The sequence below is a fragment of the Burkholderia sp. NRF60-BP8 genome, from assembly GCF_001522585.2.
Lineage (GTDB): Bacteria > Pseudomonadota > Gammaproteobacteria > Burkholderiales > Burkholderiaceae > Burkholderia.
The window spans coordinates 1421433-1434786 of sequence record NZ_CP013373.1; the positions used below are offsets into that span (position 1 = coordinate 1421433).

General features: G+C 68.7%; 13 protein-coding genes. 9 read left to right on the forward strand and 4 right to left on the reverse strand.

Translation table 11 applies throughout. The annotated features are described in order from the left end of the window. Positions 1-210 precede the first annotated feature (210 nt). The 4 genes from WS54_RS19980 to WS54_RS19995 are packed head-to-tail and all read left to right on the forward strand — an operon-like array spanning position 211 to position 5141. Positions 211-720: a sigma-70 family RNA polymerase sigma factor gene (locus WS54_RS19980; protein WP_059782701.1), complete on the forward strand. Its 510-nt coding sequence runs from the start codon at positions 211-213 to the stop codon at positions 718-720. A gap of 3 nt (positions 721-723) precedes the next feature. Beyond that, on the forward strand, positions 724-1707 hold the full coding sequence (locus tag WS54_RS19985) for a FecR domain-containing protein (protein WP_034207007.1): 984 nt from the start codon (positions 724-726) through the stop codon (positions 1705-1707). Between the two features lie 54 nt (positions 1708-1761). Further along, complete coding sequence (locus WS54_RS19990; RefSeq protein ID WP_059782703.1) at positions 1762-4329, forward strand: TonB-dependent siderophore receptor; 2568 nt, start codon at positions 1762-1764, stop codon at positions 4327-4329. 56 nt (positions 4330-4385) lie between these two features. After that, positions 4386-5141, forward strand: coding sequence for a hypothetical protein (locus WS54_RS19995; protein ID WP_059782706.1), 756 nt, complete (start codon positions 4386-4388; stop codon positions 5139-5141). Between the two features lie 15 nt (positions 5142-5156). Here WS54_RS19995 and WS54_RS20000 read toward each other — a convergent pair whose 3' ends face one another. Continuing rightward, positions 5157-6047: a LysR family transcriptional regulator gene (locus WS54_RS20000; RefSeq protein WP_034207010.1), complete on the reverse strand. Its 891-nt coding sequence runs from the start codon at positions 6045-6047 to the stop codon at positions 5157-5159. Between the two features lie 113 nt (positions 6048-6160). Here WS54_RS20000 and WS54_RS20005 point away from each other — a divergent pair, with 113 nt between their 5' ends. Next, positions 6161-6586, forward strand: a complete 426-nt coding sequence (locus tag WS54_RS20005) for a VOC family protein (protein ID WP_059782781.1) — start codon at positions 6161-6163, stop codon at positions 6584-6586. 131 nt (positions 6587-6717) lie between these two features. Next, positions 6718-7302, forward strand: a complete 585-nt coding sequence (locus WS54_RS20010; protein WP_059782708.1) for a flavin reductase family protein — start codon at positions 6718-6720, stop codon at positions 7300-7302. A gap of 33 nt (positions 7303-7335) precedes the next feature. Here the strand turns inward: WS54_RS20010 and WS54_RS20015 are convergent, their stop codons facing one another. Next, entirely contained in the window at positions 7336-8232 is an 897-nt protein-coding gene (locus WS54_RS20015) for a LysR family transcriptional regulator (protein ID WP_034207013.1), read from the reverse strand. Between the two features lie 97 nt (positions 8233-8329). On the opposite strand from WS54_RS20015, the gene WS54_RS20020 reads away from it, so the two are divergent. The 3 genes from WS54_RS20020 to WS54_RS20030 are packed head-to-tail and all read left to right on the forward strand — an operon-like array spanning position 8330 to position 11338. Continuing rightward, positions 8330-9628 (forward strand): CitMHS family transporter, encoded by a 1299-nt coding sequence (locus tag WS54_RS20020; RefSeq protein WP_059782711.1) that lies wholly within the window; start codon positions 8330-8332, stop codon positions 9626-9628. A gap of 40 nt (positions 9629-9668) precedes the next feature. Further along, on the forward strand, positions 9669-11027 hold the full coding sequence (locus tag WS54_RS20025) for an acyclic terpene utilization AtuA family protein (protein ID WP_059782784.1): 1359 nt from the start codon (positions 9669-9671) through the stop codon (positions 11025-11027). Continuing rightward, positions 11027-11338 carry an AtuA-related protein gene (locus WS54_RS20030; protein WP_034207016.1) on the forward strand — a complete coding sequence of 104 codons (312 nt, stop codon included), beginning with the start codon at positions 11027-11029 and terminating at the stop codon, positions 11336-11338. Before WS54_RS20025 ends, WS54_RS20030 begins: the two co-directional genes overlap by 1 nt. A gap of 187 nt (positions 11339-11525) precedes the next feature. Here WS54_RS20030 and WS54_RS20040 read toward each other — a convergent pair whose 3' ends face one another. Continuing rightward, positions 11526-12455 carry a phosphatidate cytidylyltransferase gene (locus WS54_RS20040; RefSeq protein WP_059782713.1) on the reverse strand — a complete coding sequence of 310 codons (930 nt, stop codon included), beginning with the start codon at positions 12453-12455 and terminating at the stop codon, positions 11526-11528. Positions 12456-12492: 37 nt separating this feature from the next. Next, on the reverse strand, positions 12493-13125 hold the full coding sequence (locus WS54_RS20045) for a lysophospholipid acyltransferase family protein (RefSeq protein WP_059782716.1): 633 nt from the start codon (positions 13123-13125) through the stop codon (positions 12493-12495). Positions 13126-13354: the final 229 nt, after the last annotated feature.

Genomic DNA, 13354 nt, shown 5'->3' on the forward strand with positions numbered 1-13354 from the left:
CAAATCATTATTTAACGAATCGAATTGGCCGCCCCGGAACGAATGTGATAACCGCGCGCGATTCGCATCCGACGGCGGTATCGACTTCGCCATCCGTCGCTGCGTCAGCGTCGCTCGCGTACCGAAACCGCGGTCACCATCTCGCTTTTGTATATAATAATCATTCTCATTTACAGAATGGTTGACGCCTGCGCACCCCGGAACCCGGCCATGTCCGCTGACAAGCTGTCCCTCCATCGAGAAATCGACGCCCTCTATGCCGGCCACCACGCGTGGCTGCGCGGCTGGCTGAGCCGGAAGCTCGGTTGCGCGCACCGCGCGGCCGATCTCGCGCACGACACGTTCGTGCGCCTGCTCGCACGCGACGAGCCGATCGGCGCCGCCGAGCCGCGCGCGTTCCTGACGACGGTCGCCCAGCGTGTGCTGAGCAACCACTGGCGGCGCGAGCAGATCGAGCGCGCGTATCTCGACGTGCTCGCGCAGCGCCCGGAAGCCGTTGCGCCGTCGCCGGAAGAACGGGCCGTCGTCGTCGAGACGCTGCTCGACATCGACCGGCTGCTCGACGGCTTGCCGCTCGCGGCGAAGCGCGCGTTCCTGCTCGCGCAGCTCGACGGGCTCACGCAGACCGACATCGCGCGCGAACTCGGTGTGTCGCTCGCGACGGTGAAGCGCTATCTCGTGAAGGCCGGCACGCAGTGCTTTTTCGTGATGGCGGCCTGACCGATGGCCGCCCCGGGAGCGCCGGCGGTGCCGCCGCACGTCGCACGTCGCGCGGTCGAATGGTGGGTCGACCGGCAGTCCGGCCGGACGGACGATGCGTTCGTCGCCGCGCTCGCGCGCTGGCGCGCGGAGGATCCGGCGCACGACGCGGCGTGGCGTCACATCGAAGCGATGCAGGGCCGGTTCGATCGGCTGGCGGGCGGGCTTGACGCGCAAGCCGCGCATGCGGCGTTGCTGCCGAAGCGGGCGGGCCGCCGCGCGGCCGTGAAGGCGCTGGCCGTGCTGCTGTTCGCGGGCGGCGCCGCATGGATGGCCGAGCCCGCACGGCGCGCGGCGATCTGGCCGGCCGACCTGCGCACGGCCGTCGGCGAGCGGCGCACGGTGACGCTCGCGGATCGCACGGTCGTCGTGCTCGATACCGACACGGCGCTCGACGTGCGCTTCGACGACGCGGCGCGGCGCCTGCACTTGCTGCGCGGCACGATCATGGTCACCAGCGGTCACGACGGGCGTGTGCCTGCGCGGCCGCTCGTGGTCGCGACCGCACAGGGCGAGTTGCGGCCGCTCGGTACGCGCTTCGCGGTGCGGCAGCGCGACGGTGCGACGCGCTGCGAGGTGTTTGCCGGCGCCGTCCGGGTGCAACCGGTCGATGCGTCGGCCGGCACGCGCGTGATCGCGGCCGGAGAGGGCGCGGATTTCACGCGCGCCGCGATCGGGGCGGCGGCGCCGCTCGATCCGTACGCGTCCGCGTGGACGGGCGGCATGCTCGTCGCGTCGCGTATGCGGCTGGCCGATCTCGTCGCCGAACTCGACCGCTATCGGCGCGGCAGCCTGCGCTGCGATCCGGCCGTGGCCGATCTGCGCGTGTCGGGCACCTATCCGCTCGACGATCCCGCACGCGTGCTCGATACGCTGACGGCGACGCTGCCGATCGACGTCCACTACCTGACGCGTTACTGGGCGACCGTCGTGCCGGCCCGTTCGTGAGCGCGCCGAAAATTTTTTTCGCCGACCTGAGCTGTTTCTCGATGTTCGCGTGACATGGGTCATGAACACAGCACTGGCCCATCGTCCACCGACTCCCCGATCATGGCTTCCATCCGTCTCACGTATCGGCGCCGTCCGGCGCCCGCCCGTCGTCTGCCGTGCGCGTCGCGCCCGGCCACGCCGGCCCCGTTTGCCCGCCGGCTGGCCGGCGCCGTCCTGCTGTCGGCACTGCTGCCGCTGCCGGCGCTGGCCGACACCGATGCCGATGCGGCTCCCGCCGCGCAGCGGGCGTCGCGTCGCGCGTTCGACATTCCGGCCGGCCCGCTCGAAGCGGTGCTGAACCGGTTCGGCCGCGACGCGGGCATCCTGCTCGCGTTCCCGGCCGACCTGACGGCCGGCCTGACGAGCGGCGGCGTGCACGGCCGGTTCGACGTCGACGGCGGGTTCGACCGCCTGCTCGCCGGCACGGGGCTCGTCGCGCTGCGCCAGCCGGGCGGCGGCTACACGCTGATGCGGGCGGACGGTTCGGCGGCCGCGCTCGTGGCGGCTGGCGCCGCGCCGGCCGCCGAGTTGCCGACGATCGACGTGCGGTCCAGCGCATTGCGCGCCGAAAGCTATCGTGCGCCGAAGGAAGCGGGCGTGCTGCGCACCGACGTGCCGCTGCTCGATACCGCGCAGGCCGTCAACATCGTGCCCGCGCAGGTGCTGCGCGACCAGCGGCCGCGCAATCTCGACGACGCGCTCGGCAACGTGAGCGGCATCACGCAGGGCAACACGCTCGCGGGCACGCAGGACACGATCATGAAGCGCGGCTTCGGCGGCAATCGCGACGGCTCGATCATGCAGAACGGCATGCCGCTCGTGCAGGGCCGGGCGTTCAACGCGGCGACCGACAGCGTCGAGGTGCTGAAGGGGCCGACGTCGCTGCTGTACGGGCTGATGGACCCGGGCGGCGTCGTCAACGTCGTCAGCAAGCAGCCGCAGCTCACGCGCTACAACGCGATCTCGCTCGGCGCGTCGACGTTCGGGCACGGCAAGAACGGCGGCAGCGCGACCTTCGACTCGACCGGGCCGGTCGGCGATTCGCGGCTCGCGTACCGGCTGATCGTCGATCAGTCGAACGAGCAGTACTGGCGCAACTTCGGCGAGTACCGGCAGACCTTCGTCGCGCCGTCGCTCGCGTGGTACGGCCGCGATACGCAGGTCGTGGTGTCGTATCAGTACCGGAAGTTCCATTCGCCGTTCGATCGCGGCACCGCGCTCGACCCGCGCACCAATGCGCCGCTCGACATTCCCGCACGGCGGCGCATCGACGAGCCGTTCAACGACATGGACGGCGAATCGCATCTCGCGCAACTGAGCGTCGATCATCAGTTCAACGCGGACTGGAGCGCGCATGTCGGCTACAGCTACAACCGCGAAACTTACGACGCGAACCAGTTGCGCACGACCGGCGTCGATCCGGTGAAGGGCACGCTGACGCGCAGCAACGATGCGACGCACGGGTCGCTCAGCACCGACAGCTACGGGATCGGCTACGTGACCGGCAAGCTGACGCTCGCGGGGATGCGGCACGACGTGCAGGTCGGCTTCGATACCGAATACCGCCGCATCTATCGCAAGGACATGCTGCGCCAGGCCGTGAAGACGCCGTTCAGCTACGTCGATCCGGTGTACGGGCTGCTGCCGCCGTCGAGCACGGTGTCCGCGAGCGACAGCGACCAGACCGACACGCTGCACGATGCGTCCGCGTTCTTCCAGGACACGGTCCACCTGACCGACAAGTGGATCGTGTCGGGCGGCCTCCGCTACATCACCTACAACCAGGTCGCGGGACGCGGTCGGCCGTTCACCGCGAACACCGATCTCAGCGGCTCGAAGTGGCTGCCGCGCGCGGGTGTCGTCTACAAGTGGACCGATACGTTCTCGCTGTACGGCAGCTATTCGCAGTCGCTGAAGCCGTCGTCGTCGATCGCGCCGATGACGGGTTACGTGATCGACGGCGCGACGCCGCCCGAGGAAGCGACCGCGTGGGAAGTGGGCGGCAAGCTCGACCTGCCGGGCGGGATGACCGGCACGCTCGCGCTGTTCGACATCGACAAGAAGAACGTGCTCGTGTCGCAATACAACGACGCGACGAAGCTGACCGACTGGCGCACGTCGGGCAAGGCGCGCTCGCGCGGCATCGAGCTCGACGTGTCCGGCAAGATCGGCGAACGCGTGAACGTGATCGCGAGCTACGCATACATCGACGCGAAGACGACCGAGGATCCGCTGTACACGGGCAACCAGCTGTGGAACGTCGCGCGTCACACCGCATCGCTCGCGGCCGTCTACGACTTCGGCACGGTGGCGGGCGGCGACGACCTGCGCATCGGCGCGGCCGCGCGCTACGTGGGCGCGCGGCCCGGCGATTCGGCGAACAGCTTCACGCTGCCGTCGTACGTGCTCGCCGATGCGTTCGCGACCTACGACACGCGGATCGGCAAGCAGAAACTGTCGTTCCAGTTCAACGTGAAGAATCTGTTCAATCGCACGTACTACCCGTCGAGCGCGAACCGCTACTTCGTCGCGATCGGCGACGCGCGGCAGGTGTCGCTGCTGACCACGCTGCAGTTCTGACCATGCAATCACCGCGCGGCCGTAACGCCGGCGCGCGGTTTCGGAGAGGAATCCAGATGAATCTGAAGACGAAGACCGGTGCGCGCCGCCGCTTGTTGCGCACGATCGCGGGTTCGGCGCTCGCGCTGTCCGCGGGCGTCGGTGTCGGCGCCGGCGTGTCGGCACCCGCATTCGCCGCCGATGCGCCGCAGCCCGTCACGCGCGTCGCGATGCTCGTGCAGTTGCACGGCCCGAACCTGAAGGTCGACGAACGCATCGGCCAGCATCTCGGCGAACGCGGCTACGCGGTGCGCCTGATCGACGAGGCGGCCGCGCCCGATGCGGCGCGCGACGCCGATCTGGTGGTGATCTCGTCGACGGTATCGTCGAAGAACGTGCGGCCCGGCTGGCGCACGCTCGACAAGCCGCTCGTGACGTGGGAAAACGACCTGCTCGACGATCTCGCGATGACGGGCAAGCGGCACGACGTCGACTTCGGCGAAACGGGCAAGGAGCGTTACCTGTGGCTCGTCAATGCGCCGCATCCGATGGCGGCCGGGCTGCCGGCCGGCGCGACGAACGCGTACGGCAAGCAGGCGCCGATGAGCTGGGGCAAGCCGGGGCTCGGCGCGATCACGATCGCGACCGTGTACGGGCAACCCGACAAGGCCGCGATCTTTGCATACGAGAAGGGCGCGACGATGGACTACGAAACGCTCGCGCCGGCGCGCCGCGTGATGTTCTTCCTCGACAACGACACGTTCACGAACCTGTCGCCGGCCGGTGTCGCGCTGTTCGACGCGGCGGTGGATTGGGCGGCCGGGCGGCGCTGAGCTGCCACGCGTCGATCACGCGGCCCGCGGCGGCGGGCGCCGACGCGACGCGGCGTCGATCAGTCGCGCGAGCGTCTGCGCGGGTTCCGACATCGTGCGCCGGGCGCGATGCACGAGCCCGATGTCGCGGTGAAACGTGTGATGCCCGAGATCGATCGCGCGCACGCCGGCCGGCCAGCGGCGATACCCGGCGGTTTGCGGCACGATCGCGACGCCGACACCGTTCTCGACCAGCTTGACGATCGCGTCGAGCTCGTCGAGTTCGCAGGTGTCGCGCACCGCGATGTGCATCTTGCGCAGAAAGCGGTCGACCTGGCGGCCGCCGAACGACCCGCGGTCGTAGCGCACGAACGGCTCGCGCGCGAGCAGCGCGGCCCAGTCCTTGCCCTTCACGCCGCGCGGCACGATCAGCCGGAACGGTTCCTGCGCGAGTGTCGTCCAGTGCAGGTCGCTCTGCAGCGCGAACGGCGGGCGGATGATCGCGGCCATGTCGATTTCGCCCGTGTCGACCCGGTTGACCAGCTCGATCGACAGCCCGGGTATCACGCGCGTCCGGCATGCAGGGTGCAGGCGATGGAAATCGGCCAGCGCGGCAGGCAGCAGCGCGCTCTGCACCGAGGCGATCGCGCCGATCGTCACGCGCACGGCGGCCGGCGAGCCGGGCGCGGTCGAGCTCAGGTTCTCGTACAGGCCGATCAGCGCCTGTGCCTGGTCGAGCACGTGATGGCCCCGCTCGTTGAGACGCGCCGATCGCCCTTGCCGATCGAACAGCGCGAAGCCGAGTTCGGCTTCGAGACGCTGCATCTGCGCGCTCACGGCCGCTTGCGTGAGCCCGATACGATTGCCGGCCGCGGCAAAGGTGCCTTCGCGGGCGACGGCGACGAGGGTTTTCAGTTCGCGGATCATTCATCGATTCCGTTTATGAATCGCGAAATTATATATTGATTTAATTTTTGCTCGGCCTTGTCTACCATGATGCCGTCCTCGCGCCACGCGAGCATTTCTTTCACGAGGCCATCATGAGTCTTTCCCCGTTTCACCTGGCGATTCCGGTCTACGACCTGCCGGCCGCGCGCGATTTCTACGGTCGCGTATTCGGGCTCGAGGAGGGGCGCTCGAGTGCACAGTGGGTCGACTTCGACTTTTACGGGCATCAGCTCGTGATCCACGAGCATCCGAGAACCGCCTCGCAGGAAGGCTCACATACGAATGCGGTCGACGGTCACGACGTGCCGGTGCCGCATTTCGGGATCGTGCTCGACTGGGCGAGCTGGGAAGCGCTGGCCGAACGCTTGCGCGCGTTCGGCGTGACTTTCGCGATCGAGCCGTACGTGCGGTTCCGGGGGCAGGTCGGCGAACAAGCGACGATGTTCCTGTTCGATCCGTGCGGCAATGCGCTCGAATTCAAGGCGTTCCGCGACATCGGCCAATTGTTCGCGAAGTAACCGGCAGCGGCGCGGCGCCGATTGAAATTGGGTGCGAGAATGCGGCCTGCGGCCCGGCCGCGCGCAGCTGCGACGGCCGGCGCCGCGCCGCACGGCATCCGTCCGTGCGCGTCGTTCTCCAAGGAACCCGTATGGACAATCACATCGCTCCGGTGGAGCTGAAGAAAGCCTACCGCCTCCTCAATCACGGCCCGACCGTGCTCGTGTCGGCCCGCCACGACGGCGTCGACAACGTGATGGCCGCCGCCTGGGCGTGCGCGCTGGATTTCCTGCCGCCGAAGCTGACCGTCGTGCTCGACAAATCCGCGAAGACGCGCGAGCTCGTCGAGCGCAGCGGCACGTTCGTGATCCAGGTGCCGACGGCCGCGCAACTGCAGCTCACGCATGCGGTCGGCAGCCACAGCCTCGCGGAGCGGCCCGACAAGCTGCGCGAAGCGGGCGTCACGCTGTTCGACGTCGCCGGTCACGACCTGCCGTTCGTCGCCGGCTGCTCGGGCTGGCTCGCGTGCCGGTTGATTCCGGAGCCGCACAATCAGCAGACCTACGATCTGTTCATCGGCGAGGTGATCGGCGCATGGTCCGACACGCGCGTGTTCCGCGACGGCCACTGGTATTTCGAATCGGCCGACCCCGCGCTGCGCAGCCTGCACTACATCGCGGGCGGCAATTTCTATGCGATCGGCGAATCGCTGCACGTCGATCCGGACGCGCAGTAAGCGCCGGACGGACTGTCCCCGATCGGGCGCGCTTCATGCGCGCTTTTTCAGTTCGGCGAGCATGAGGTCGGCGAACGTCTGCGCGACGCGTGGCAGCGTGCGCCCGCGCTTCGCGACGAGCGCGATCGGCCGTACGAACGCGCGATCGTCGATCGGCTTCGCGACCAGGTCGGGCTCGGCGCGCACCTCGCGTGCGGTCGCGGGCAGGATCGTCACGCCGAGGCCGCCGCGCACCATCGCGACGGCCGTCATCATGTAGGTGGGCTCGCACGCGATGTCGGGCGTGCAGCCGGTCGCTTTCAACGCGGCATCGACGACGCTGCGCACGCTCGTGCCCTGCGCGGTGAGCACGAGCGGCACGCCGGCGACGTCGGCGGTGCTCACGCGGCGCTTGCGCGCGAGCGGATGATCCTTCGGGCATACGGCGACGAGCCGGTCGGCGCCCGCGTACAGCACCTCCAGCGACGCATCGAACATGTCGCCGCCGGTCAGTCCGAGATCGGCTTCCTCGTTGCGCACCAGCGCGGTGACGAGGCTCGCGACGCCGTCGCGGATCTCGAAGCCCGCGCGCGGCACGTCGCGCCGGAACGACTGGATCAGCTCCGGCAGCACGCTGGACGCGAAGGTCGGCAGGCACGCGAGCCGCACCGTGCCGCTCGTGCCTTCGCCGAGCGCGCGCGCATCGCGCAGCACGCGCTCCATGTCGTCGAGCGAGCGCTGCAATAGCGGCAGCAACTCGCGCCCGGTCTGTGTGAGCGCGACGCTGCGGCTGTTACGGTCGAACAGGCGCGCGCCGACGATGTCCTCGAGCCGGCGGATCTGCACGGTCAGCGCCGGCTGTGACAGATGCAGCCGCGCGGCGGCGCGCGTGAAGTTGCCGGCGTGCGCGACGGTGACGAACGCGCGAATGTCGCGAAGATTCAGATCCATAACGCTTTGTGATTGCTGCGATCAAATCATTTCAATTGTGCTATCGCTGCGCCGACCTTACGCTCGTCTCCAACAAAAGACAAGGTAGGAGACACCGATGCTGCCGTTACTCGGGCTGGGCACGATCGTCGTGCTGCTGGCCGCGATTCTGTCGAAGCGGATGTCGCCGCTCGTCGCGCTGATCGTCGTGCCGATCGCCGCGTCGCTGCTCGGCGGCTTCGGGTTGCACACCAGCAAGTTCGTCATCGACGGGCTGAAAGGGCTCGCGCCCGTCGTCGGGATGTTCGTGTTCGCGATCCTGTATTTCGGGACGATCACCGACGCCGGCACGCTCGATCCGATCATCGACCGGATCCTCGGCGCGGTCGGCACGCGGCCGACGCGCATCGTGATGGGCACGACGCTGCTTGCGCTGCTGATCCACCTCGACGGCTCGGGCGCCGTCTGCTTTCTCGTGACGATTCCGGCCGTGCTGCCGCTGTACGATCGCTTGAAGATGGACCGGCGCGTGCTGGCCGCTGCCGTGTCGATGGCCGCGGGCATCAACTTCCTGCCGTGGACCGGGCCGATGATCCGCGCGTCCGCGTCGCTGCACCTGCCGGTGTCGGCGCTGTTCAATCCGCTGATCCCGGTGCAGGCGATCGGGCTCGTGTTCGTGTTCGGCGTCGCCTACTGGCTCGGGCGGCGCGAGGAGAAGCGGCTCGGCCTGTCGCGCGACGATGCGTCGATTCCATTGCCCCGACGCGAACTGACGGCCGACGAGCAGGCGCTGCGCCGGCCGCACCTGTTCTGGTTCAACCTCGTGCTGACGCTCGTCGTGCTCGGCACGATGGTCGTGATGGGCGAGAAGATTCCGCCCGCGATCATGTTCATGGTCGGGCTGTGTGTCGCGCTGATGGTGAATTACCCCGACGTCGACATGCAGCGAAAGCGCATCGACGCGCACGCGCGCGCCGCGCTGATGATGGCCGGCATCCTGCTCGCGGCCGGCGTGTTCACCGGGATCATGCAGGGCAGCGGGATGCTGAAGGCGATGGCGCAGGCGGCGGTCGGCTTCGTGCCGCCGTCGATGGCGGGCCATATCCCGGTGGCGCTCGGTCTCGCGTCGATGCCGCTCAGCATGTTGTTCGATCCCGATTCGTTCTACTTCGGCGTGCTGCCGGTGATCGCGGAGGTGGCCGGCCAGCTCGGCGTGCCGGCCGTGCAGGTCGGGCAGGCGGCGCTGCTCGGCCAGATGACGACGGGGTTCCCGGTCAGCCCGCTCACGCCCGCGACGTTCCTCGTCGTGGGCCTGTGCGGGATCGAGTTGGCCGAGCACCAGAAATTCACGTTTCCGCTGCTGTTCGGCGCGTCGATCGTGATGACGATCGCCAGCGTCGCGCTCGGCATCTTTTGATTCTTCCCGGCGGCGCGTGTCGCCGGACGACGGTACGGACATGACAGCCATGCAAACTGAACGACGCGTGCGAATCGGCGCGGGCGCCGGCTACTCGGGCGACCGGATCGAGCCCGCGGTCGAACTGGCCGAACACGGGCAGCTCGACTATCTGGTGTTCGAATGCCTGGCCGAGCGCACGATCGCGATCGCGCAGCAGGCGCGCCGCAACGATCCGGCGCTCGGCTACGATCCGCTGCTCGACGCGCGGATGCAGGCGGTGCTGCCGGTCGCGGCGGCCAGGCGCGTGCGCATCGTATCGAACATGGGCGCGGCGAACCCGCGCGCGGCCGCACGACGTACCGCGCGGATCGCGCAGTCGCTCGGCATCGCGGGGCTGAAAGTCGCGGCGGTCGAAGGCGACGACGTGCTCGACGTCGTGCTGCGCGGCGCGTTCCGTTTCGAGGAATCGGGCGATGAAGTCGCCGCGTATCGCGAGCGCATCGTGTCCGCGAACGCGTATCTCGGCGCCGCGCCGATCGTCGATGCGCTCGCGGCCGGCGCGGACGTCGTGCTGACCGGCCGCGTCGCGGACCCGTCGCTGTTCGCCGCGCCGCTGATCCACGCGTTCGGCTGGCGGATGGACGACTGGGACACGCTCGGCCAGGCGACCGTCGTCGGCCATCTGCTCGAATGCGCGGGGCAGGTGACGGGCGGCTATTTCGCCGATCCCGGCTACAAGGACGTGCCGAATCTCGCGCGGCTCGGCTTCCCGATCGGCGAGGTCGCGGCCGACGGCTCGGTCGTGATCACGAAGGTGCCGCATGCGGGCGGCCGCGTGAGCGCGGCGACCTGCAAGGAGCAACTGCTCTACGAGATTCACGACCCGGCGCGATATCTGCAGCCCGATGTCGTGGCCGATTTCACGGGCGTGGCAGTCGCCGAGGAAGCGGTCGATCGCGTGCGCGTGACGGGCGGGCGCGGCGCCGCGCGGCCCGATACGCTGAAGGTGTCGGTCGCGTATGTCGACGGCTGGATCGGCGAAGGCCAGATCTCGTACGGCGGCCCGGGCGCGCTCGCGCGTGCGCGTCTTGCGCTCGACATCGTTCGCGAGCGGCTCGCGCTGACCGGCGTCGCGGCGAGCGAGCTGCGCTTCGACCTGATCGGCGTCGATGCGCTGTACGGCGACGCGACGCCGGCCGGACGCGGCAAGCCGGCCGAGGTGCGCGTGCGGGTGGCCGGCCGGGCGGCGACCGCCGCCGAAGCCGCGCGGATCGGCAACGAAGTCGAGACGCTCTATACGAACGGGCCGGCCGGCGGCGGCGGTGCGTTCAAGTCGACGCGCGAGGTGATCGCCGTGCAGTCGGTGCTGCTGCCGCGCGCGGCCGTGACGCCGTCGTTTTCATTCGTGGAGGCCTGATGCAACTGCGTGAACTCGCGCATGCGCGCACCGGCGACAAGGGCAATACGCTGAACGTGTCGGTCATCTGCCGCGATCCGCGTCATTACGACCATCTGCGCACGCATCTGGATGCGCAGACGGTCAAGGCATCACTGGCGGGCATCGTCCACGGCGACGTCGTGCGCTACGAGTTGCCGGCGCTCGGCGCGTTCAACTTCGTGCTGCGCGATGCGCTCGGCGGCGGGGTGACGCGCTCGCTCGCGCTCGATGCGCACGGCAAGTCGATCAGTTCGGCGCTGCTCGCGATCGAGGTGCCGGATCCGGCGTGACACAGGCGTAGTGCCGGGACGGGGCCGGGCGCTCACGGCATCGGGTACGCGCGGCGGCTAGGCCATCCACGTGCACTGGACGGTGAAGTTCGACGCCGCGCGCGGGCGTCAAGGCGTGCCGAAGGCGCTGCGCGGCGGATACTGAGTCGCCGTGCGCCGGAATGGGCGGCGTTACGCCGCCCACCCCTCACACGTACAGGTAGCGCACGAGGTGGAAGAACACCGGCGCGGCGAAGCAGATCGAATCGACGCGATCGAGCATGCCGCCGTGGCCGGCGATCATCGAGCCCCAGTCCTTCGTGCCGAGCGAGCGCTTGACGGCCGACAGCACGAGCCCGCCGACGAAGCCGGCGATCACGATCGCGAGCGAGATCCCGAACGCCGCGCCGAAGCCGAACGGCGTCACGCGATACAGCGACGCGCCGCACAGCGTGGCCAGCAGGCCGCCGCCGACGAAACCCTCGATCGTCTTCGACGGCGACAACTGCGGCGCGATCTTGCGGCGTCCGAACAGTTTGCCGACCACGTACTGCAGCACGTCGCTGATCTGCACGACGAACAGGAAGAAGAACAGCAGCAGCGCGTTCTGCCCGGCGTAGCGCGGAATGTCGAGGATCAGCACGGCCGGCGCGTGGCTCAGCCCGTACACGCACACCATCAGCGCCCAGTTGATCTTCGCGTTGCGGCTCAGGAATTCGCGCGTGTCCTGCGTGAGCGCCGATACGAGCGACATCGCGAAGAACAGGTGAACGGGCACGAAGATCGAATACATTCCGTACCAGTTGATCCCGAGCAGCAGGTATTGCACGGGAATCGCGACGAAGAATGCGATGAAGAGCGTCGTATGGTCGCTCGCGGTGGTCGGCGTGAGCGTGATGAATTCGCGCAGCGTCAGGTACGACAGCAGCGCGAACACCAGGTACGTGACGTTGTTGCCGAGGCCGATCGCGACGGCCATGATCGCGATCATCGCCCACCATGCGCGGATGCGCTGGTTCAGGTTGACGATGGTCGCGCTCGTGCCGCCGCTGCGCGCGCCGAGGATCGCGCCGATCACGGTCGCGACGACGAGCACGCCCGTGACGCCCGCGACCAGTTCCCAGAAGAGGGTTCGCATGGTTGATGTCCGGAAAAGGGAGAAGGGGGCGCCGCGTTCAGCCGGCCGGCCGCTGCGGCGGCGCGAGCGCGATGACCGCGTCGCGCATGCGGGCGAGGAACGTCGGCTTGTCTTCCTGAGCGCCGAGCGCTTCGTTTGCGCCGAAATGCACCTTGCAGATCAGCGGCACGGGCCAGATCGCGCCCTTCGGCATGATGCGCTGCAGGTTCTCGAGATAGACGGGCGCGAGCGCGACGTCCGGGAACTCGGTCGCGAGATGGAACAGCCCGCTCTTGAACGGCTGCGGCAGCACGTCGGCGCCGCGCGTGCCTTCCGGGAAGATGATGATCGAGTGACCCTGGCGCAGCGCATCGCGCACCGGGTCGAGCGGGTCGCCCCCGCTTTCGCGATGACGGTCGATCAGCACGACGTTCAGGAGCTTTTGCGCGATGTGGCGCTTCAGGTTGCTGCTGTCCCAGTAGTCGCGCGCGGCGACCGGCCGCACGACTGCGCGTACGTCGCGCGGCAGCGCGGCGAGGATCGCGAGCGTGTCGATGTGGCTCGTATGGTTGGAGAAATAGATCTTCTGAGTCGGCGACGGCGGCGCCTGATGCCAGACGGGATACGCGCCGGCGACGAGCCGCACGATGGACAGCAGGAAGTCGCGCTGCCAGACGTTGAGGACGTTCATCGGTACACCGGCTCCTGCATGCATGCCCGGCCCGCTGCGCACGCGCGGCGGACGGAACCCCGGAATGCCGGCGCGGCAGGATGCGCGCCGGATCGCTCTCGTTTACATTTTTTCAAGTTCGTGGCTGCCTGTCGCAGGTCCGCGATGATCGGACGATTCGCCGTCGCACGCTGTTGCGTCGCGGCGAATGCGCCGGACGGCGGCGTGATAATCGGCTGTTGCACGCGTG

Coding starts and splice junctions, on each gene's coding strand:
- WS54_RS19980 (WP_059782701.1), top strand. CDS start 211: ATGTCCGCTGACAAGCTGTCCCTCCATCGAGAAATCGACGCCCTCTAT.
- WS54_RS19985 (WP_034207007.1), top strand. CDS start 724: ATGGCCGCCCCGGGAGCGCCGGCGGTGCCGCCGCACGTCGCACGTCGC.
- WS54_RS19990 (WP_059782703.1), top strand. CDS start 1,762: ATGGGTCATGAACACAGCACTGGCCCATCGTCCACCGACTCCCCGATC.
- WS54_RS19995 (WP_059782706.1), top strand. CDS start 4,386: ATGAATCTGAAGACGAAGACCGGTGCGCGCCGCCGCTTGTTGCGCACG.
- WS54_RS20000 (WP_034207010.1), bottom strand. CDS start 6,047: ATGATCCGCGAACTGAAAACCCTCGTCGCCGTCGCCCGCGAAGGCACC.
- WS54_RS20005 (WP_059782781.1), top strand. CDS start 6,161: ATGAGTCTTTCCCCGTTTCACCTGGCGATTCCGGTCTACGACCTGCCG.
- WS54_RS20010 (WP_059782708.1), top strand. CDS start 6,718: ATGGACAATCACATCGCTCCGGTGGAGCTGAAGAAAGCCTACCGCCTC.
- WS54_RS20015 (WP_034207013.1), bottom strand. CDS start 8,232: ATGGATCTGAATCTTCGCGACATTCGCGCGTTCGTCACCGTCGCGCAC.
- WS54_RS20020 (WP_059782711.1), top strand. CDS start 8,330: ATGCTGCCGTTACTCGGGCTGGGCACGATCGTCGTGCTGCTGGCCGCG.
- WS54_RS20025 (WP_059782784.1), top strand. CDS start 9,669: ATGACAGCCATGCAAACTGAACGACGCGTGCGAATCGGCGCGGGCGCC.
- WS54_RS20030 (WP_034207016.1), top strand. CDS start 11,027: ATGCAACTGCGTGAACTCGCGCATGCGCGCACCGGCGACAAGGGCAAT.
- WS54_RS20040 (WP_059782713.1), bottom strand. CDS start 12,455: ATGCGAACCCTCTTCTGGGAACTGGTCGCGGGCGTCACGGGCGTGCTC.
- WS54_RS20045 (WP_059782716.1), bottom strand. CDS start 13,125: ATGAACGTCCTCAACGTCTGGCAGCGCGACTTCCTGCTGTCCATCGTG.